A 19640-nucleotide genomic window follows, 5' to 3' on the forward strand; every position below is an offset into this window, starting at 1 on the left:
GTGCGGAGTCATGACGAGCGAACTCACCCACGAGGGCACCATGCGGGAGGTCTTCACCGACCTCGGCGTGCTGCGCTACCACGAGGCAGGCGACGGACCGCCGCTCCTCCTCCTGCACGGCTCCGGCCCCGGCGTCACCGGGTGGCGCAACTACCGCGGTGTGCTCGGGGACTTCGCGCGGCACTTCCGCTGCCTCGTGCTCGAGTTCCCCGGCTTCGGCGTCAGCGATCCGGGCGACGGACACCCGATGGCGATGGCGATGGGGTCGGTCGGGACATTCCTGGACGCACTGGGCATCGAGGAGCCGGTCCACATGATCGGCAACTCCATGGGCGGCATCGTCGCGACCAACGTCGCCATCCATGCGCCGGAGCGGGTCGACAAGCTGGTGACCATCGGTGGCATCGGCAAGAACGTCATGATGCCCAGCCCCGGTGAGGGCATCAAGCTCCTGATGGAGTTCACGGACAATCCCACCAGGGAGGGACTGATCCGGTGGCTGCACTCGATGGTCTACGACCCGTCGGTCGTCACCGAGGAGCTGATCGAGGAGCGGTGGACGCTGGCTACGGAGCCGCTGACGCTGGAGATCGCCGCGCGGATGTACGGCAGCAGGGCGTTCGCGGCGAACACCGCAGCGGCCAAGAACTCCGGTGCGACGCCGTACTGGGCGCAGCTGCACAAGATCTCGGCACCGACGATGCTCACGTGGGGTCGCGACGACCGGGTCAGCCCGGTGGACATGGCGATGCTCCCGATGCGCGACATCCCGAATGCCGAGCTGCACGTGTTCCCCAATTGCGGTCACTGGACGATGATCGAGGCCAAGCAGGCGTGGACGTCGGCTGTGCTGGCGTTCCTCACCCGTGAGGAGGCGAACCGATGACCGGGGAAGGGTCGATCCGCGAGCACGACTCCGGAGACCAACAGGATTGGGACGCCACCGTCGACTTCCTGATCGTCGGGAGCGGCGGCGGCGGAATGAGCGCAGGCATCACCGCGGCCGACCTCGGGCTGGACACCCTGATCATTGAGAAGGGCAAGAAGTTCGGCGGCTCGACGGCGATCTCCGGCGGCGGCATCTGGATTCCGAACGCCCCGACGCTGACCCGCAGGGACGGGGGCGACGACCCGAACGCCATCCGCCGATACCTGCGCACCCTCACCAAGGGCACGGTGCCCGCGGCCCGGATCGACGCGTATGTGGACGCCGGTCCGAAGCTGATGCAGCTGCTGGACCGCAGCCCGCACATGAAGCTGTACTGGGTGAAGGGCTACTCCGATTACCACCCGGAGGAGGACGGCGGCAGCGCGCTGGGGCGCACCATCGAATGCAAGCCCTTCGACACCCGAAAGTTGAAGGAGGACGAGAAGTTCCAGCGTCCGAACAGCATGAAGGGCCCGCTGGGCCTGTGGGTCACCTCGAAGGACTACCACGACCTGGCGATGGTCAAACGCACCTGGGCCGGTCGCAGGGCCTCGATGGTCGCCGCCTGGCGCGTTGCGTCGAACATGGTGCTGCGCCGCCACATGTCCACCGGTGGACGCGCCCTGGTGGCGCGCCTGCGGATGGTGCTCAAGGACGCCGGGGTCCCCCTGTGGCTGCGCACCTCGATGACCGAGTTGGTGACCGACGCCGGCGGCGTCGTGGTCGGCGTTGTCGCCGATCGTGCGGGTGAGTCCGTCCGGATCCGCGCGCGGCGCGGCGTGCTGCTGGCCACCGGCGGCTTCGACCACAACCAGCACATGCGCGATCAGTACCTGCCCGAGCTCGGACGTGCGAACGTCAGCGCGGGGGCAAGGGAGAACACGGGCGACGGCATCCGGGCCGGCCAGGGGCTCGGCGCGGCCGTCGACCTCATGGACGATGCCTGGTGGATGCCGTCGGTGTTCCACCCGATGGGCGCGGTCATCCCGCTGGTGTCCGAGCGGTGCATCCCGCCGTCGGTGATCGTCAATGCGCGGGGTGAACGCTTCACCAACGAGTCGTCGCCGTACGTGAACTTCGTGCACGACCAGCTCGAGGGTGGTCACGTACCGGCCTGGTTCGTCATGGACACCAAGGCGAAGAACCGGTACCCGTTCGCGCAGGTGTTGCCGAACATGCCTTTCCCGCAGGGGTTCTACGACTCCGGTGTCGTCCACAAGGCGGACACGCTGCCGGAGCTGGCCGCCGCGATCGGCGTCCCTGCCGGCGCGCTCGTCGCGACCATCGAACGGTTCAACGGCTTCGCCCGCAGCGGCAAGGACGAGGACTTCGGTCGTGGCGACAGCGCCTACGACCGGTACTACGGCGATCCCACGATGGCGAACCCCAACATGGACGAGATCGTCAAGGGGCCGTTCTATGCGATCCGATGCGAGGCAGGCGATCTCGGCACCAAGGGTGGGCTCGTCTGTGACGAGAACAGCCGCGTGCTGCGCGGCGACGGCAGCGCGATCGGCGGCCTTTACGCCACCGGCAACACCACCGCCTCGGTCATGGGCAACGAATACGCCGGCGCGGGCGCCACCATCGGCCCGTCGATGGTCTTCGGGTACCTCGCCGCGCGGTACGCCGCCGAACACGAGCTCTCACTGAGCGAGAGCACACCCGTCGCCTCGACCTGAGGCTGCCACGTTCACGTACAGGAGGCGGCTCGCCGCCAGGCAAACAGAGAGGGCCGAGGAAACCATGGGTCAGGTTCAGGAACGGATCGAGCAGCACGCCGACGAGATCCGCGCGGAGGGTGTCGAGGGCGACAAGCTCATGCGACTGTCGGACACCGCCGCCAAGCGACTGCGCGAGTCCGGCGCGATCCGGATGCTGCAGCCGAAGCAGCACGGTGGCCTCGAGGTGCACCCCCGCGAGTTCGCGGAAACCGTCATGAGCATCGCCGCGATGGACGGCGCGACGGGCTGGGTCACCGGCATCGTCGGCGTCCACCCCTGGGAGCTCGCCTTCGCCGATCCCCGAGTGCAGGAGGAGATCTGGGGACCCGACCAGGACACCTGGGTCGCCTCGCCCTACGCGCCGATGGGGGTCGCCACGCCGGTCGAGGGGGGCTACATCCTCAACGGCCGCTGGTCGTTCTCCTCCGGCACCGATCACTGCCAGTGGGTGTTTCTCGGCGCCATGCTCGGGGGCACCGACGGCAGGCCACAGATGCCGCCGGTCTCCCTGCACGTGATCCTGCCGCGGTCCGACTACGACATCGTCGAGGACTCGTGGGACGTCATCGGTCTGCGCGGGACCGGCTCGAAGGACGTGATCGTCCGGGACGCCTTCATACCCGGCTACCGCACCCTGCTCGCCTCGGATGTCATGGACGGCACCGCGGTCAAGGCATCGGGGCGAACCGAAACGCTCTACAACATGCCGTTCTCGTGCATGTTCCCGCTGGGCATCACCTCCGCGGTGGTCGGCATCGCCGAGGGGGCGCTGGCCTGTCACATCGCGGCCCAGAAGGATCGGACCGCGATCACCGGGCAGAAGATCAAGGACGACCCGTACGTGCTGTACGCCATCGGTGAGGCGGCGGCCGAGATCGCGGCGTCGCGTGCGGCGTTGCTCGAGACCGTCGACCGCTTCTGGGACATGACCGAGGCGGGCAAGGAGGTCGACTTCGAGGCACGTGCCATCGGCAGGCGGACCCAGACGGCCGCGGCGTGGCGTGCCGTGCGCGCGGTCGATGAGATCTTCGCCCGCTCCGGCGGCAATGCCCTGCACCGGAAGTTCCCGATGCAGCGGTTCTTCCGCGACGCGCACGCGGGCATCGCGCACGCCATCCACGTGCCGGGCTCGATCTTCCATTCGTCGGCACTGACCCAGCTCGGTGGTGAGCCGAAGGGCATCCACCGCGCGATGATCTGACAGGCCCAACAGCAAAGGGATTGGTGGAGAACATGTCTGACATCCGTTCGCTCGGCTATCTCAAGGTTCAAACGCGGGACGTCGATCGCTGGCGTGAGCTCGTGGTCGACGGACTCGGTATGGCCGTCGGCTCGGGCCCCGACCGGGACGGGCTGTACCTGCGGATCGACGAGCGCCGGTCACGCCTGCAGGTGCTGCCGGGCGAGGTGGACAGGGTGCTCGCGGTCGGCTGGGAGGTACGCGATCAGTTCGCGCTGCGGGCGGTGCGTGATCAGCTGGAGAAGGCGGGCGTCTCGGTCCGCGAGCTGTCCCAGGAGGAGGCGGACCACCGCGCGGTGGAGCGCGCGATCACCTTCGTGGATCCCGCAGGCACCACCGTCGAGGTGTTCTTCGGCCCGGTGCTCGACCACAGCCCGGTGGTCACCCCGCACGGCGGCCGGTTCGTGACCGGACCCGCGGGCCTGGGCCACGTGGTGCTGCCGACGCCGCACTTCCAGGAGACCTACGACTTCTACACCGAGGTGCTCGGCTTCCTGCCCCGCGGCGCCATCCGGCTCGGCGGACCGGGCGCACCCGGCCCCGCCCGGCGGGTGCGGTTCCTCGGCATCAACCAGCGGCACCACAGCCTGGCGATCTGCCCGGCGCCGCCGTCGGAGGTTCCCGGGATGGTGCACCTGATGATGGAGGTCGACACCCTGGACGCGGTGGGTCAGGCGCTGGACCGGGTCGGCAGGCTCGGCTTCTCGATCTCGTCCACCCTCGGCAGGCACACCAACGACAAGATGGTCTCCTTCTACGTCCGCGCGCCCGGCGGCTGGGACGTCGAGTTCGGCACCGAGGGCATGCTGGTGGACGAGAGCCACTACACCGCGGAAGAGATCACCGCGGACAGCTACTGGGGTCACGACTGGTCCGGTTCGGAGCCCCTCGCGGCGTTCACCCCCGAGTCGTAGCGTTCGGCGCCCCGGGGCCGGGCGGGCGCATATCGTGGACTGCCGGGGGCACTCGCGGAGGAGTCCGAGATGACAATTCCATCGTCACTGGGCATTGCGCCCAGGTTCGACGGCCTGCTGGCCGCCTTCGTCAACTGCACGCTGAAACGGTCGCCGGAGGTCAGCAACACGCAGGGGCTGATCGACCGCAGCGTCGGGCTGATGCGCGACGCGGGCGTCGCGGTCGACGAGATCCGCGCGGTCGATCACGACATCGCCACCGGCGTGTACCCCGACATGACCGAACACGGCTGGCCGAGCGACGAGTGGCCGCAGTTGTACGGGCGGATCATCGCCGCCGACATCCTGGTGCTGGCGGGCCCGATCTGGCTCGGCGACAACAGTTCGGTGATGAAGAAGGTCATCGAGCGTCTGTACGGCTGTTCGTCGATCCTCAACGACCGGGGGCAGTACGCCTTCTACGGACGGGTCGGTGGTTGTCTGATCACCGGCAACGAGGACGGCGTCAAGCACTGCGCGATGAACATCCTCTACAGCCTCCAGCACCTGGGTTATGTGATCCCGCCGCAGGCCGACGCCGGCTGGATCGGCGAGGCGGGTCCGGGGCCGTCCTACCTGGACGAGGGGTCGGGTGGGCCGGAGAACGACTTCACCAACCGCAACACCACCTTCATGACCTACAACCTGATGCACGCGGCGGCGATGCTGAAGGGGGCCGGCGGGTTCCCCGCCTACGGGAACCAGCGGTCCGAGTGGGACGCCGGCTGCCGGCCGGACTTCGCGAACCCCGACTACCGCTGAGAACACCCGCTGCGTCCGGGGCGCGGCTGGGTTACCCTCACGCCATGGCGTCAGCGGCCTCGGTGGGGCGATCGGCCGCGTGGACCTCGATGGCCATCGCGGTGGCCTTGAGCGCCACGGCCTGTATCGGAGCCGTGGACCGGGCCGAGTTCGATGCGGACATGCGCGCGCGGGGCGGTGGGATGACCACGGCCGTGGTCAGGGACGCGATGGCCGCCCTTGCACTCACGTATGGCACGACCGAGTTGCAGGTCACCTCGGTCGACATCGGGCCCGTCGAGGCGCTCGATGTGACCGTCCGGAACCCGGCGCGCCCCGATCAGCTCGACCGATACACCTTCGACGGTCGATGGCTGAGTGAACCGACCCCCGTCCTGGTCAGTGCCCTCGACGATCTCGATGCGCAATCCTTCGGCGTCGGTGAGGTTCCCGCGCTCGGCCGCGTTGAGAGCCTGGTCGACGATGCCCTGGCGAACACCGCCTTCGACGACGGCCAGGTCACCGGGATTTCGGTCAACAAGACCGAGGCGATACGGCCGACGGTCATGGTCGAATCACCTAGGTCCCGGGCGCTCGTCGTCTTCGATGCCGATGGCGCTGTCTCGGAGGTACATCCGCTGTGACCGAACCCGTTGAGCTCGGCGTGAACCGCAAACGCGGGCGGCGACCAGTTGTCGCGTGGCTGCTGATGTGGGTGATCGTCATCGCCGCGAGCGCGGGCCTGCTCACGTTGATCTCCTCGGTGATCTGGCCGGGGCAGACGCTATACCTGGCCCCGCTGTTCTGCGAGCCACCCACCGGTGAGGCCGTCATCGTCTCGGACACCTACGCATCGGGCGACGGCACCTCGACCAATTTCACGCTCTACTGCATCGGCGATCGCGGTCAGACGATCGATGCGGGCTGGCTGTACCCGTTCCTGCTGCTCTGGGGCGGGTATGCCGCTGCGCTCGTCGCGGTGGTGGGTGTGGTGGTGATCTCCTCGCGGAAAACGACTACACCGTAGCAACTCTCGCCATAGTCGAGCGGCGACACCTCGGTGCGGCAGCGGCGGGGGACTTGCGCGCGCGCCGCGGTCGAGGTATTCCTGGATACAGCGTCGCGTGTCGATGACGGACTGCGTCAGGCATGGAGGCGTCGAATCCCAAGGGGTTTCCTTGACCATCTCGTTCAACCACACCATCGTCGCCGCGAAAGACAAGCAGCTCTCGGCGTACTTCTTCACCACGCTGTTCGGCCTCCCGGATCCGGTTCCTGCCGGCTTCTTCCTCGCCGTCGAGCTCGACAACGGAGTCACCCTGGACTTCGCCGAACCTCCGCCACACCTCGATGTGACCCCGCAGCACTACGCGTTCCTGGTCTCGGAGGACGACTTCGACAGCATCTACGGTCGGATCCTCGAGGGCGGAATGGAGCACTGGGCCGATCCCCGGCAATCGGCGACGGGCATCAACAGGAACGACGGCGGTCGCGGGACCTACTTCCTCGACCCGGCCGGGCACTTTCTCGAGATCATCACCCGGCCATACGGTTCGGGCAGATAGGGTCCGCGAATACGGCGATGGCCGCACCCCGGGCTCGGGGTGCGGCCACCGGGCCGGACGGGTGAAGACCTAGGCGCGCCCGAGGAGCTTGCGCATGCCGTCGGCGGCGCCCTGGACGATCTTGTCGCGCGGGAAACCGGCACGTTTGACGACCGCCGGATAGTTGCCGCCCGCCACCCAGACGGGGCCGTCGGCGAGGTGCTCGAGGCCCTCGCGTGCCACGTCCTCAGGCTCGGCGACCAGCATGCCGGGGATGTCGAAGTTCAGTCCGGCCCTTGCCATGGCGGGAGTGCGGGTGACACCGAGGACGAGTTCGAGCACGTGCACGCCGAAAGGCTTGAGCTCCAACCACAATCCCTCGGCGAACACCCGGCTGAACGCCTTGGCCGCGGAGTAGATGCTCTGCTGCTCGGCGCCCAGGTATCCGGACATCGAGCCGAGCAGCACGATGCCGCCCCTGCCGCGCGCCTTCATCCTGGCGCCAAAGTGATGCGTGAGCTGCAGCTGCGAGGTCACGTTCAGGTCGATGACGCCCTGCACCTTCTGCAGGTCGCTGTCGACGAATTCGTGCCCGTAGGAGTTGGCCCCCGCGTTGAAGATCAGCAGCCCGACCTCGAGGGCGTCGGTGATCGCGCGGATCCGGTCGAGTGCATCCGGTACGAGCAGGTCCAGCGACAGCGTGCGCGCCTGCACACCCAGAGCACGCACCTTCTCCGCGGTCTCCTCGAGCGGACCGGGCTTGCGCGCGATCAGGACGAGATGGATACCGGCGGCGGCGAGTTCGTGTGCGAACGCGGAGCCGACACCCTCGGAGCCGCCCGCGATCACTGCCCACGGGCCGTACTGGGACTTGTCGATCATGGTTCTCCTTGAGGGGGTTCAGTTCTCGGCGACGTCGAGTCGCCCGTCGAGCACGGCCTGGTCGATCGATCCCTGCAGCGCATCGCAGACCTGAACCCGGACCGTACGGGCCCGGGAGGGTTTCCCGTCGCGGAACTCGGCGCAGGAGGACTCGGATTCCGACGTCCATTGGATGGCGGTGTGTTGCCAGCTGGTCTTCTCGACGAGGACCCGGTTGCCGCAGCGGTCGCATGCCAACGGCTGCATCGCTAGACCGGCTGGTTCTTGGCCGCGATGTTGGCGTCTACTTCCCTGCGCCACGCCTCGACCGGCTTGGTGGTGTCCATCTCGAACTCGAAGCGCTCCACCATCTCCGGTGTGACGTCGGCGACGTCGACGTAGAACTGCTCGTACCAGCGGCGTAGCTGGTAGACCGGGCCGTCCTCGTCGCACAGGAGCGGATTGTTGATGCGGCTCTTGGACTTCCAGATCGCAACATCCTGCTCGAATCCGGTGGCGATGAACTTGGTCATCCCACTCGCGATCGACTCCGCCCCGCCGGTGGGCAGCTGGTCGGTCTTCTTGACCATCACGCCGTACATCAGCACGAACTTGTCGGGGGAGATCGGGAAGTGGCAGTTGATCAGGATCGACTCGACATCGAACGTGTCGTACCGGTAGATCAGCTCGTCGATCATGAAGGACGGGCCGTGGTAGGCGGCGACCGAGTCGCTGCCCAGCAGCTTCGGCCGGGTCGGGTCGTTCGACGGGGGCCGCATGTCCTCGCGGGCGATGCCCTCGAAGTACTGGATCGCGGTGTGGCCCTCGAAGATGTTCTTGAACCGGGTGGGGAAGGAGAAGTGCACGTAGAAGAAGTGCGCCATGTCCACGACGTTGTCCACGATCTCGCGGCAGTTGGTGTCGATGACGATCGAGTGCCAGACCCAGTCGGTCCACTCCTCGCCCGTCCGGCGCATCTGCGGGATCGTGACGTCGGCAGGCGGTGGGTTGCCCTCCGGGTCGTTCCAGACGAACAGCAGGCCGTCCTGCTCGAGGGTGGTCCAGGCACGGGTGCGGGCGAGCGGGGGGACCCGCCGGGCGTAGGGGATGCCGGTGCACTTGCCGTTGCCGCCCCACCGCCAATCGTGGAACGGGCAGGCCACCGCGTCACCCTTGATGCTGCCCTGGCTGAGGTCGCCGCCCATGTGGCGGCAGTACGAGTCGAGGACGTTGAGCTTGCCTGCGCTGTCGCCGAACACCACCAGCTTGGTGCCGAAGGCCTCGATGCCGTGGGGCGTGCCGTCGCGGAAATCCTTCGCGAGGCCGAGGCAGTGCCATCCGCGCGCGAACCTGGTCGGTGAGGCGCCTGCGTCGATCACGCGAACTTCATCGTCCGCGGACTGCGTGGTGGTCACGGTTCTTCCCATCCCTTCGAGCGAGGCCGCCTGTGGGCGGCGAGTCCTACTGATCACCGCCCCGACGCTAACGAGCACCGTGGCGGGCAATGGTCCCGGTCTCACTGGCCGGGACCGGCCTGACCAGCAGAATTGGACTTTGCCGGCCGGCAAGGGCCTCGGCAGCAGGCGGTCGGACGGATAGCATCGGTCAGATGGACAACGAGGTTCTCGCGGCGGTTCGCGAGTTGCTGCCGGGCATCGCCGAACGGGCGCGCGCCACCGAGGACGCACGCCGGGTCTCGGACGAGACGATCCGGGCGCTCGCCGATGCGGGCGTGTTCCGGATGCTCCAGCCGAAGCGGTACGGCGGGGCGGAAGCCGACCCCGCGCACTTCTACGAGGCGGTCCGTGCGATCTCCGGTGCCTGCGGCTCCACCGGTTGGGTGGCCTCGGTGCTCGGGGTGCATCCGTGGCACCTCGCCCTGTACGACGACAAGGCTCAGGCCGAGGTCTGGGGCGGCGACCCGGGCGTGCTGGTCTGCTCGTCCTACGCGCCGACCGGAACCCTCGCCCCCGTCGAGGGCGGCTACGAACTGTCCGGCGTCTGGCGATATGCCTCCGGCTGCGATCACGCGCAGTGGGCGTTGCTCGGCGGTCTGCTGGTCGGCGCCAAGGGCGAGCCGATGGACTTCATCACCCTCCTGGTGCCGCGCGCCGACTATCGGATCGAGGAGGTCTGGGACACCGTCGGCCTGCGGGGCACCGGCAGCCACGAGATCGTGGTGGACGGGGCATTCGTCCCCTCGTACCGGGTGATGAACAACTACGAGGTGTCGAACCTGCGCGGTCCGGGGCAGAAGGTGAATCCGGGCCCGCTGTACCGGATTCCGTTCGCGACGATCTTCACCACGGCGATCTCGGCGCCGGTGATAGGTGTGGTCGCGGGCTGCTACGAGAACTACCTGTCGGCGATGCGCGACCGGGTGCGGCTCAGCCTCGGCGGCGGACGATTCGCCGAGGACACGTTCGCGCAGGTGACCGTCGCCAGGGCCTCCTCCGAGATCGATGCCGCGATCCTGCAGATGGACCGCAATGTCCGGGCCCTGCTGGAGGTGGCGGTTTCGGGCCAGGAGATCCCGATGCAGTTGCGGCTGCGGGCCCGTCGCGACCAGGTACGCGCAACCGAGCGGGCGCTGGAGGCCATCGAGAACCTCTTCAAGACCGCGGGCGGTCAGTCCCTCGACCGGGGCAACCCCATCGAACGGGCCTGGCGGGACGCGCACGCGGGCGGGGTGCACGTGGCCAATGACGCCGAGCGCGCGCTTGCCCTCTACGGGCGCGGTGCCTTCGGGCTGCCGATCGAGGACAACCTGGTCTGAGTCGCCGCTCGGCGCCGACTAGCCCCCGCTTCGCGTCGGCGGCAGGAACCTGCGCGCGACGTTCTCCTCGGTGGACGCGCCAGGCGACCACTGCGAGATCCACGGGCCGGTGCCCTCGCTCTGGTCGGTCACGCCGGCCTCCAGCCAGGTGTACCGGCCGTCGAGAACGGCGTCGGCGAGCCGGTGGTCCACCTCGTCGGTGTTGTCCCACAGGGCCGCGAACAGCCGATCGATCCGGATCCGGGACTGCTGGCAGAACGCGTCGGCCAGCTCGTAGGCCGCATCGCCCTGGCTCGGGTCCTGACCGCGCAGCATCTCGGCGCGCACGCAGCTCGCCGACATCGCGAACAGTTCGGCGCCGATGTCAACCACCCGGCCGAGGAACGCCTGGTGCTTCTCCATCCCGGCCTGCCAGCGGGCCATGCCATAGAAGGTGGAGCGGGCCAGTTTGCGGGCGTTGCGCTCGACGAAGCGCAGATGCGTTGCGTTGCCGCCGAATTCACCGTACGAGGTGGGGATCTGCCCCTTCCCGGAGACCAGGTGTGGCAGCCACTTGGCGTAGAAGCCGCTGGCGCCGAGCGCCGCCTTCGCCTTGTGCTGCAGGTCCGCCTTGGGGTCGGCGAGGTCGCCCGCCGCGGCGAGGTGGGCGTCGACGGCCTCGCGGGCAACCAGCAGCCGCATGATCTCGCTCGAACCCTCGAAGATCCGGTTGATCCGCAGGTCGCGGAACTGCTGCTCGGCGGGTACCGCTCGCTCGCCCCTTGCGGCCAGCGACTCGGCGGTCTCGTAGCCCCGGCCGCCGCGGATCTGGATCAGCTCGTCGGCGATCAGGCAGGCCATCTCGCTCGACCACAGCTTGGCCAGCGCGGCCTCGATCCGGATGTCGTTGCGGCCCTCGTCGGCCATCTGCCCGGACAGTTCCAACACAGCCTCGAGCGCAAACGTGGTGGCGGCGATGAACGAGAGCTTGGCGGCGACCGCCCCGTGCTTGCCGACCTGTCGGCCCCACTGCACTCGCTCCGCCGACCACTGGCGCGCGATGAGGAGCGACCACTTGCCCGCGCCCGCGCACATCGCGGGGAGAGCGAGCCGACCGGCGTTGAGAGTGGTCAGCGCGATCTTGAGACCGTCGCCCTCGCGCCCGATCAGATTCGCGGCGGGCACGAGCACCTGGTGCAGGCGGGTGACGCCGTTCTCGATTCCGCGCAGGCCCATGAAGGAGTTGCGTCGCTCGACGGTGATGCCTGGCGAATCCGCCTCGACCACGAACGCCGTGATCCCGCCGCGGTGTCCCTCGCTGCGGGGCACCCGCGCCATCACCACGAGCAGCTCGGCGACAACGCCGTTGGTGGTCCACAGCTTCACGCCGTCGAGCACGTAGGCGGAGCCGTCCTCGGTCGGGGTCGCGGTGGAAGCCATCCGGGCCGGGTCCGATCCGACGTCGGGCTCGGTGAGCAGGAACGCCGAGACCGCGCCCTTCGCGCAGCGGGGCAGGAACTCCCGCTTCTGCTCCGGGGTGCCCGCGAGCTTGAGCGGCTCCGGCACGCCGATGGACTGGTGGGCCGACAGGAGCGCGCCGATGCTCGGGTGCACGGACGCGGCGAGCATCAGGGCCCGGTTGTAGGCCACCTGCGACAGGCCGAGCCCGCCGTACTCCTCGGCCACCTTGAGGCCGAAGCAGCCGAGCTCGGCGAACCCCTTGACGTAGTCGTCGGGGATCCGGGATTCGCGCTCGATCTGAGCCCCGTCAAGAGTGGCGCAGTACCGCTCGAGCTCTGCGAGGAACCGGTCGGTCTTGGCCGCCTCCGCGGGTGGCGGCTGGGGGAAGGGGTGCACGAGGTCGAGCCGCAACCGCCCGAGGAAGAGCTCCTTCGCGTACGAGGGCTTGTCCCACCCGCTCTCCCTGGCTTCCTCGGCGACCGCTCTCGCCTGTTCCTCGGTGACCTCGGCCGGTGCAACCATGATCCGCCTCCTGGAAGGACGTGCCAGTTGTTACTGGCGAGTATCCTCCGGCGGCACCGGTTTGGGAAGACAAAAGAGGCGCTGCGCGCCCGTGCGCGGTTGACCAGCCCCTGCACTCGTCAACCGCGCACGGGCGGCGGAGCCGCCTTGTGTGTCCCGGTGAGCGGAACATTGCGGCAGTGGGCCCCGCAGGATGTCAGGATCTATCCTGCGGGGAACCATTGCGGACAGAAGGCGGGGAGACATGCCCAGGCTTGCGGAGGCGCGTGACGCGGCCGAGCCCAGTTCGGTCGAACAACGGGCGCGGTACGGCCGCATCCTGGACGCGGCCGCCGTGTTGGCCTCCGGGAAGGAACTCGAGCGCGTCCAGATGCACGAGGTCGCCAAGTCGGCAGGCGTGGCCATCGGCACCCTGTACCGCTACTTCCCCTCGAAGACCCACCTGTTCGTCGCGGTGATGGTCGACCAGATCGACCAGATGGGCGTCGGGCTGACCAAGCGGCCGAAGGGCACCGGCACGCCGGCGGACGCGGTCTACGAGATCCTGCTCCGCGCGACCAGGGCGCTGTTGCGCAGGCCCATGCTGGCGACCGCGATGATCCAGTCCGCGGCCACGTCCAACGCGGCCACGATTCCCGACGTCGCCAAGATCGACCAGCACTTCGACGCGCAGCTGCTCGACGCAGCGGGAATCGCGAACCCGTCCGTCCGCGACACGACGGTGATCCGGTTGATCGTCTCCCTGTGGTTCGGGCTGATCCAGTCCAGCCTCAACGGGCGCGCGTCGATCCCCGAGATCGAATCCGACCTGCGGATCGCGTGCGACCTGCTGCTCGCGGACCTCACCGGCACGATCCGGTAATCGGACCACCCCTCGCGATGCGGCGGCCCGGCGAGGAACCCCCGCCGCGGCACGGGCAGGCTATGATCAGCGGTGTGCCGCACCGATAGTGGCTTCTGTCGATGATCCATCGGATCTTGAACACGGAGTCCCGCATGCCTCACATTCGTCCGTTCCGCCGCTCCGACCGCCAGCAGGTCACCGACGTGGTGAACGCGCACATCTCGGCCGTCGTTCCTGGTTGGGCCGTCTCGACCGCCACCCTGCTCTCCCAGCTCGAGGCCGACCCCGGTCAGTACGTCACCGACCCCTGGGTCCAGACCCGCGAAACCCTGGTGGTCGTGGTGGATTCCCGGGTGGTCGGGGCGGCACACCTGCGGTCCTATCGGAACTCCCCGGACGTCGGACCCGACTACCGCGGCTCGGGCGAGGTCGCCTGGATGGTCTGCTGGCCGAACCAGGCCGACGCCGCCGCCGCGCTACTGGGCGCCGCGCTGCGCGTGATCGAGTCCTGGCGCGCAAGAAGGGTTTTCGCCGATGGCGACCTCCCCACGCCTGCCACGTTCGGAATTCCGGACTGTTGGCCGCACCTCGAGGAGTCGCTGATCGAAGCGGGTTTCCGGCCAGCTGAGGACGCCGTCGAGATGTTGTATGCCGGCGGGATCGAGACCCTGCCGATGGCGGATGATCCTGCGTCCGAACACGTTCGGCGGTCGGTGGGGGAACATGGGGTTCGATTCACGCTCGGCGACGGCGAGACGGAGCAGGGTCACGTCGAGACGATCGACGACTGCACCAGGGGTGGAACACTGCTGCGGCTCGCGGGGTGGGCTGAGGTGGCCGACCTGAACCTGCCCTTGGATCCCGGGGCAAGGGATGCGCTCCTGGGGAGCGCCGCGGACTGGCTTCGAACAGCTGGCGTCGCGAACCTCTTCATCGCCCTCGGGCGCGAGGACGTCGAGGAGACGGAGTACCTCGAGGGCCTCGGGTGGCGGCGACTGGCGACGGTCCGGCGCGGGTGGGAGCGCACGCCGCGGCCATAGCCGGGCGCGCCGTTGCCAGGCCCAAGAAAATGGAATACATTCCAAAAAGTGGTCAGGCCGCCCTCGGGTGCCGGTAACCGCTCCCTGATGTTCGTGAACTCGCAGTGCGTGTCCGTTGCGGGTGATACCACCAATGTGCAGCTGAACACCATCGGCGAGCGCATCCCGGGTCTCCCCCGAGACCCCGAGCCCGGAAAGTAGCAATTGTTATGAATCGCACCTTCGTTGTCGGCGTCGGCATGACCAAGTTCGAGAAGATCGAGAGCCGCGACTGGGAGTACCCGGACATGGTGTCCGAGGCCGTTGGCGCCGCGCTCGCGGACGCGGGCATCGCGTACGACCAGGTGCAGCGCGCCGCGGTCGGCTACGTCTTCCAGCCGTCGTGCGCCGGCCAGCGCGCGCTGTACGAGACGGGGCTGACCGGGATCCCGATCGTCAACGTCCACAACAACTGCGCCACCGGCTCGAACGCGCTCATGATGGCGCGCGAGTGGGTCCAGGGCGGCATCGTCGACGTAGCTCTCGCAGTCGGGTTCGAGAAGATGACCAGGAAGTCGCTCGTCGGCGACGGCACCGTGCCGAAGGTCTCCACGCTCGACGATCACCTGAAGATCATGACGGCCAAGCACGAATGGGGCCACGGTCCCATGACGGCCCAGCTGTTCGGCAACGCCGCGCTCGAGCACATGGAGCGCTACGGCACCACCGTCGAGCAGATCGCGTCCGTGGCGGTGAAGAACCACAAGCACTCGGTCAACAACCCGTACGCGCAGTTCCGTGACGAGTACACGCTGCAGCAGGTGTTGGACGACAAGATGATCCACGCGCCGCTCACCCGCTCCCAGTGCTCGCCCACCTCGGACGGTGCCGGCGCCGCGATCGTCGTCAGCGAGCGCTTCGTCCGCGAGCACGGCCTCGAGGACCAGGCGATCGAGATCGTCGCGCAGGCGCTCACCACGGACACCGCGGAGGCGTTCGCCGACAAGTCGATGATCGACGTGGTCGGTGCCCCGATGACGCGGGCCGCGGCCGAGCAGGTGTTCGCCGAGTCCGGCCTCACGATCGAGGACGTCGACGTCATCGAGCTGCACGACTGCTTCGCGATCAACGAGATCATCACGTACGAGGGCCTCGGCCTGTGTGGTGCGGGCGAGGGCGGCAAGCTCGTCGAGTCCGGGGCCACCACGTACGGCGGCCAGTGGGTCGTCAACCCGTCCGGCGGCCTGATCTCGAAGGGGCACCCGCTGGGCGCGACCGGCCTGGCGCAGTGCGCCGAGCTGACCTGGCAGCTGCGCGGCAAGGCGGACGCCCGTCAGGTCGACGGTGCCCGGGTGGGTCTGCAGCACAACCTCGGTCTCGGCGGCGCGTGTGTGGTCACGCTGTACCGGGCCGGGACCCTGGAGCTCAACTGATGGACCTCGGTACCCACCCCACCTTCGAGAGTCATGATGACGGAACGGTTCTGACCTCCGCACCGCAGGACGCTCCGGTGGACCGGGCCACCGCCGCCGCCCGCCGGGTCGTCGACGCGATGCTGCGCACCGACCGGGCCAACGCGAACCTCGACCGGGTGGCCGAGGAGCTGAACAGCATCGCCGATCACCTCGAGGAGCACGCTCCCGCCGTGGCGGAACGGCTGATCGACATGTGGAACGGCGAGGGCGTGACGCGGCACGACCCCGTCACCGGTCCGGAGAACGCCATCGCGCCGCCGATCGTGCTCGAGGGTATGAGCGATGGCTCGGTGCGGGGCGAGGTCACCCTGACCATGCCCTACCAGGGGCCGCCCGGGTGCGTGCACGGCGGCGTCTCGGCGCTGATCCTCGATCACGTGCTCGGCGTCGCGAACGCATGGGGCGGCAAGGCGGGCATGACCGCGCAGCTGAACGTGCGGTACCACCGCCCGACCCCGCTGTTCGAGCCGCTCACGGTCACCGGCAGGCAGATGTCCGTGGAGGGTCGCAAGATCAACACCGTCGGCAGCATCACCACCGCCGCCGGGGAGGTGTGCGTCTCGGTGGAGGGACTGTTCATCGACGCCGCTGTCCCGCGTCCCCGGTAGGCGGCTACGCCGCCCGTGAGTCCTTCTGGTCCGCCACGGGGCCACAAGGACTCACGGGCGGAGCAGCTGCGCCAGGTGCACGCCCGACCGGCCGGCCAGGTGGTCGGCCTGGGTGCGGCAGGAGAAGCCGTCCGCCAGCAGCACGGCGTCGGGTCCCGCCTCCCGGAGCGCGGGCAGGATCCCGTTCTCGGCCACCGCGGCCGAGACGTCGTAGTGGCCGCGTTCCATCCCGAAATTCCCCGCAAGGCCGCAGCACCCGGCGACCTCCCGAACCTCGGCGCCCGCCCGCGCCAGCAGCGCCCGATCGGGCTCGAAACCCATCACCGCGTGCTGGTGACAGTGCGGCTGCACGACGAGCCGGACCCCGTCGAGTCGGGGAGGCGACCACGGCTTGCCGTCGGTGTCGGTTGCGGTGGTGAGGAATTCGGCCAGCGTGCGCGTGGACGCCGCGACGAGGGCCGACCGGGGATCGTCCGGGAGCAGCTCGGGCAGATCGGCCCGCAGCACCGCGGTGCAGGACGGCTCGAGGCCGATGATGGGGCGGCCCGCCTCGAGATGGGGCTGCAACTGGTCCAGGGTCCCGAGCAATTGTCTTCGCGCACCGTCCAATTGCCCGGTGCTGATCCACGTCAGTCCGCAACAGGCCGACCGTCGCGTGATCAGGACCCGGTAGCCGGCGTCCTCGAGCAGGGCGACCGCTGCGTGTCCCGCCGCGGGGGAGAAGGCCTCGGTGAAGGTGTCGATCCACAGCAGCACCTCGCGGCCGGGCCCCGCGGGGGTGGGCCTGCGCCGCCACCATCGGCGGAAGCTCTGTTCGGCGAACCGGGGGACCCCGCGCCGGGGGTCGAGTCCGGCCAATCGCAGTCCCGCTCGGCGCAGCGGACCGATTGCGCTCGCCGCGTTGATGATCGACGGCAGCCTTCCAGCGATCCGTGACCACCGCGGCAGCATCCCGAGCGCGTAGTGGGTCCGCGGACGCGGCCGCCGTCGATACCGCCGATACAGCACCTCGGACTTGTAGGCGGCCATGTCGACCCCGGCCGGGCAGTCCGAGCCGCAGGCCTTGCAGGACAGGCACAGGTCGAGCGATTCCTCCAGTTCCGGCGAGCCGAAGCCGCCCGTCACCAGCGACCCGTTGATCGTCTCCTGGAGCACCCGGGCACGGCCGCGGGTGCTGTCCTTCTCGTCGCCGGTGGCGAGGTACGACGGGCACATGAAACCACCCGCACCCGAGGTGTCCGCCCGGCACTTGCCGATGCCGACGCAGCGGTGCGCCGCCGTGCTCAGGTCGCCGCGGTCCGCGGCCAGCGCCAGGCCGCCTGCGAAGGGGGCCGGCGGCGCCTGCGCCACCCGCAGACCGGCGTCAACGGGAGCCGGGTCCACCAGCACGCCAGGGTTCAGGGCATTGCTCGGGTCGAAGACCGCCTTGAAGCCGGCGAACGCGGCCAGCGCCGACTCCGAGTACATCAGCGGGAGCAGTTCGGAGCGGGCGCGACCATCGCCGTGCTCGCCGGACAGCGAACCGCCGTGGCCCGCGACCAGTGCGGCGGCGTCGACCAGGAAGGCCCGGAAGCGTTGCGGGGCATCGGCGATGGGTAGGTCCAGTCGCACGTGTACGCAGCCGTCGCCGAAATGCCCGTACAGCAGGCCGTCCACCCCGTGCCTGCCGGTCAGTTCCGCGAAATCGCGTAGGTAGGCGCCGAGGCGCTCCCGGGGGACCGCGGCGTCCTCCCAGCCGGGCCAGGCGGGCCGCCCGTCGACGGTGCGGCCGGCCAATCCCACGCCGTCAGCGCGGATCCGCCACAGCGCGGCCGATTCCCGGCCGGTCGGCACGACGCGGCTGTCCAGTGCGCCTGCGCCGCGACAGATCTCGGCGGCCCTCGCCAGTGCCTCGGCAGGCGTCGAGCCGTCGACCTCCACGAACAGCCAGCCGGCGCCGCGGGGCAGGTCCGGAACCGCGCCCGCACCCTTGTGCCTGCGAACCACGTCGACCAACCGGGCGTCGATGCCCTCGATCGCCAGCGGGCGGCCGGTCAGCACCACGGCGGCACCGTCCGCTGCGGCCGGCATGTCGGGGTAGCCGAGGACCGCGAGCGCGGTGGCGGCAGGCACCGGTACCAGCCCGACCGTCGCATCGAGGATCAGGCCGCAGGTGCCCTCCGAGCCGACGAGGGCACGGGCCACGTGGTGCCCGCGCTCGGGGAGCAGGTGCTCGAGCCCGTACCCCGACCCCTGCCTCTCGAAGCGGCCCAGTTCGGTGCGGATCAGGGCGAGGTTGTCGGCCACCAGACTGTCGAGTCCTGGCGCGGCCGTGAGGTCATCGGCCAGGCGCCGCTCGGACCCGGTGCCGTCGAGGATCCGCAGGGCGTGGACGTTGTCGGCGGTGCGGCCCCAGGCGACGGCCCGGGGTCCGCAGGCGTTGTTGCCGATCATCCCGCCGAGGGTGCAGCGGTCCTGGGTGGACGGATCCGGGCCGAACCGCAACCCGTGCGCCGCGGCCGCCCGCTGGAGGGTGCTGAGCACCACGCCGGGCTGCACGAGCGCGGTCCGGCTGTCGGGATCGAGTGCCACGATGCGGTCGAGGTGTCTGCTGAAGTCGAGGACCAGCCCGGACCCGATCGCGTTGCCGGCCACGGAGGTTCCTGCCCCGCGGGCGGTCACAGGAAGGCCGTGGATGCGGCCGACCTCCAGGACCGCTGCCACGTCCTCGTCGGAGCGTGGAAACACCACGGCATCGGGCACGACGCGGTAGTTGGAGGCATCGGTGCTGTACTCGGCCCGCCGCCGAGTGCTCTCGTCCACCTCGCCCGCGACCCGCGCGCGCAGCGCGGCGAGCGCCGAGGCCAGATCGTCGGTACCGCTGATCCGCGACACGTGCCGATACTACGGCCCGCGGGCCGCCCGCTGCCAGCTCACGGCGTCCCTATCGAATGATCGAGGCAGGCACATTAATTCGACGGATCGT

Annotated in this window: 18 protein-coding genes; 13 read left to right on the forward strand and 5 right to left on the reverse strand. The window is 69.2% G+C overall.

The features are described from left to right. The first annotated feature begins 10 nt into the window (after window positions 1-10). The 8 genes from ACWFRB_RS00845 to ACWFRB_RS00880 all read left to right on the forward strand — a co-directional run bounded on the left by ACWFRB_RS00845 (window position 11) and on the right by ACWFRB_RS00880 (window position 7151). Window positions 11-886, forward strand: a complete 876-nt coding sequence (locus ACWFRB_RS00845) for an alpha/beta fold hydrolase (RefSeq protein ID WP_452638115.1) — start codon at window positions 11-13, stop codon at window positions 884-886. Further along, window positions 883-2610 (forward strand): FAD-binding protein, encoded by a 1728-nt coding sequence (locus ACWFRB_RS00850; RefSeq protein WP_452638116.1) that lies wholly within the window; start codon window positions 883-885, stop codon window positions 2608-2610. Before ACWFRB_RS00845 ends, ACWFRB_RS00850 begins: the two co-directional genes overlap by 4 nt. 64 nt (window positions 2611-2674) lie before the next feature. Then, the gene (locus tag ACWFRB_RS00855; protein ID WP_452638118.1) at window positions 2675-3853 is read left to right on the forward strand and encodes an acyl-CoA dehydrogenase family protein; all 1179 of its coding nucleotides are present in this window, start codon (window positions 2675-2677) and stop codon (window positions 3851-3853) included. Window positions 3854-3885: 32 nt separating this feature from the next. Continuing rightward, a complete protein-coding gene (bphC, locus tag ACWFRB_RS00860; RefSeq protein ID WP_452638120.1) occupies window positions 3886-4806 on the forward strand; it encodes a biphenyl-2,3-diol 1,2-dioxygenase in 921 nt (306 codons plus the stop codon). Window positions 4807-4875: 69 nt separating this feature from the next. Continuing rightward, window positions 4876-5607: a flavodoxin family protein gene (locus ACWFRB_RS00865; protein ID WP_452638121.1), complete on the forward strand. Its 732-nt coding sequence runs from the start codon at window positions 4876-4878 to the stop codon at window positions 5605-5607. 44 nt (window positions 5608-5651) lie between these two features. Then, complete coding sequence (locus ACWFRB_RS00870; protein ID WP_452638122.1) at window positions 5652-6230, forward strand: hypothetical protein; 579 nt, start codon at window positions 5652-5654, stop codon at window positions 6228-6230. Further along, window positions 6227-6613 (forward strand): hypothetical protein, encoded by a 387-nt coding sequence (locus tag ACWFRB_RS00875; RefSeq protein ID WP_452638124.1) that lies wholly within the window; start codon window positions 6227-6229, stop codon window positions 6611-6613. Before ACWFRB_RS00870 ends, ACWFRB_RS00875 begins: the two co-directional genes overlap by 4 nt. A 151-nt stretch (window positions 6614-6764) precedes the next feature. Continuing rightward, a complete protein-coding gene (locus ACWFRB_RS00880; protein ID WP_452638126.1) occupies window positions 6765-7151 on the forward strand; it encodes a VOC family protein in 387 nt (128 codons plus the stop codon). A 69-nt stretch (window positions 7152-7220) separates the two neighbouring features. On the opposite strand, the gene ACWFRB_RS00885 is transcribed toward ACWFRB_RS00880, so the two are convergent. Genes ACWFRB_RS00885 through ACWFRB_RS00895 form a run of 3 tightly spaced genes read right to left on the reverse strand, consistent with a single transcriptional unit; the run spans window position 7221 to window position 9406 of the window. Next, on the reverse strand, window positions 7221-8012 hold the full coding sequence (locus ACWFRB_RS00885; RefSeq protein WP_452638128.1) for an SDR family NAD(P)-dependent oxidoreductase: 792 nt from the start codon (window positions 8010-8012) through the stop codon (window positions 7221-7223). Between the two features lie 18 nt (window positions 8013-8030). Then, window positions 8031-8258, reverse strand: coding sequence for a hypothetical protein (locus ACWFRB_RS00890; RefSeq protein WP_452638129.1), 228 nt, complete (start codon window positions 8256-8258; stop codon window positions 8031-8033). Window positions 8259-8260: 2 nt separating this feature from the next. Beyond that, window positions 8261-9406 carry a Rieske 2Fe-2S domain-containing protein gene (locus ACWFRB_RS00895; protein ID WP_452638131.1) on the reverse strand — a complete coding sequence of 382 codons (1146 nt, stop codon included), beginning with the start codon at window positions 9404-9406 and terminating at the stop codon, window positions 8261-8263. Between the two features lie 194 nt (window positions 9407-9600). On the opposite strand from ACWFRB_RS00895, the gene hsaA reads away from it, so the two are divergent. Then, complete coding sequence (hsaA, locus tag ACWFRB_RS00900) at window positions 9601-10767, forward strand: 3-hydroxy-9,10-secoandrosta-1,3,5(10)-triene-9,17-dione monooxygenase oxygenase subunit (RefSeq protein WP_452638133.1); 1167 nt, start codon at window positions 9601-9603, stop codon at window positions 10765-10767. Between the two features lie 18 nt (window positions 10768-10785). Here hsaA and ACWFRB_RS00905 read toward each other — a convergent pair whose 3' ends face one another. After that, on the reverse strand, window positions 10786-12729 hold the full coding sequence (locus ACWFRB_RS00905; protein WP_452638135.1) for an acyl-CoA dehydrogenase family protein: 1944 nt from the start codon (window positions 12727-12729) through the stop codon (window positions 10786-10788). A gap of 244 nt (window positions 12730-12973) precedes the next feature. Between ACWFRB_RS00905 and ACWFRB_RS00910 the strand changes: the two genes are divergently transcribed. The 4 genes from ACWFRB_RS00910 to ACWFRB_RS00925 all read left to right on the forward strand — a co-directional run bounded on the left by ACWFRB_RS00910 (window position 12974) and on the right by ACWFRB_RS00925 (window position 16675). Continuing rightward, entirely contained in the window at window positions 12974-13591 is a 618-nt protein-coding gene (locus ACWFRB_RS00910; RefSeq protein ID WP_452638137.1) for a TetR family transcriptional regulator, read from the forward strand. Between the two features lie 134 nt (window positions 13592-13725). Then, window positions 13726-14613 (forward strand): hypothetical protein, encoded by an 888-nt coding sequence (locus ACWFRB_RS00915; RefSeq protein WP_452638138.1) that lies wholly within the window; start codon window positions 13726-13728, stop codon window positions 14611-14613. A gap of 209 nt (window positions 14614-14822) precedes the next feature. Continuing rightward, window positions 14823-16025 carry a lipid-transfer protein gene (locus tag ACWFRB_RS00920; RefSeq protein WP_452638139.1) on the forward strand — a complete coding sequence of 401 codons (1203 nt, stop codon included), beginning with the start codon at window positions 14823-14825 and terminating at the stop codon, window positions 16023-16025. Continuing rightward, window positions 16025-16675, forward strand: coding sequence for a PaaI family thioesterase (locus ACWFRB_RS00925; protein ID WP_452638140.1), 651 nt, complete (start codon window positions 16025-16027; stop codon window positions 16673-16675). The genes ACWFRB_RS00920 and ACWFRB_RS00925 overlap by 1 nt, the downstream gene beginning before the upstream one ends. Window positions 16676-16726: 51 nt before the next feature. On the opposite strand, the gene ACWFRB_RS00930 is transcribed toward ACWFRB_RS00925, so the two are convergent. Next, entirely contained in the window at window positions 16727-19540 is a 2814-nt protein-coding gene (locus ACWFRB_RS00930; RefSeq protein WP_452638325.1) for an FAD-binding and (Fe-S)-binding domain-containing protein, read from the reverse strand. Between the last annotated feature and the right edge of the window lie 100 nt (window positions 19541-19640).

The organism is Rhodococcus sp. NPDC055112, assembly GCF_053607505.1.

Bases quoted from the DNA above. Each gene is read 5' to 3' on its own strand.
- ACWFRB_RS00920 (WP_452638139.1), top strand. From the start codon at position 14,823: ATGAATCGCACCTTCGTTGTCGGCGTCGGCATGACCAAGTTCGAGAAG.
- ACWFRB_RS00910 (WP_452638137.1), top strand. From the start codon at position 12,974: ATGCCCAGGCTTGCGGAGGCGCGTGACGCGGCCGAGCCCAGTTCGGTC.
- ACWFRB_RS00885 (WP_452638128.1), bottom strand. From the start codon at position 8,012: ATGATCGACAAGTCCCAGTACGGCCCGTGGGCAGTGATCGCGGGCGGC.
- hsaA (WP_452638133.1), top strand. From the start codon at position 9,601: ATGGACAACGAGGTTCTCGCGGCGGTTCGCGAGTTGCTGCCGGGCATC.
- ACWFRB_RS00845 (WP_452638115.1), top strand. From the start codon at position 11: ATGACGAGCGAACTCACCCACGAGGGCACCATGCGGGAGGTCTTCACC.
- ACWFRB_RS00850 (WP_452638116.1), top strand. From the start codon at position 883: ATGACCGGGGAAGGGTCGATCCGCGAGCACGACTCCGGAGACCAACAG.
- ACWFRB_RS00865 (WP_452638121.1), top strand. From the start codon at position 4,876: ATGACAATTCCATCGTCACTGGGCATTGCGCCCAGGTTCGACGGCCTG.
- ACWFRB_RS00890 (WP_452638129.1), bottom strand. From the start codon at position 8,258: ATGCAGCCGTTGGCATGCGACCGCTGCGGCAACCGGGTCCTCGTCGAG.
- ACWFRB_RS00870 (WP_452638122.1), top strand. From the start codon at position 5,652: ATGGCGTCAGCGGCCTCGGTGGGGCGATCGGCCGCGTGGACCTCGATG.
- ACWFRB_RS00915 (WP_452638138.1), top strand. From the start codon at position 13,726: ATGCCTCACATTCGTCCGTTCCGCCGCTCCGACCGCCAGCAGGTCACC.
- ACWFRB_RS00855 (WP_452638118.1), top strand. From the start codon at position 2,675: ATGGGTCAGGTTCAGGAACGGATCGAGCAGCACGCCGACGAGATCCGC.
- ACWFRB_RS00905 (WP_452638135.1), bottom strand. From the start codon at position 12,729: ATGGTTGCACCGGCCGAGGTCACCGAGGAACAGGCGAGAGCGGTCGCC.
- ACWFRB_RS00925 (WP_452638140.1), top strand. From the start codon at position 16,025: ATGGACCTCGGTACCCACCCCACCTTCGAGAGTCATGATGACGGAACG.
- bphC (WP_452638120.1), top strand. From the start codon at position 3,886: ATGTCTGACATCCGTTCGCTCGGCTATCTCAAGGTTCAAACGCGGGAC.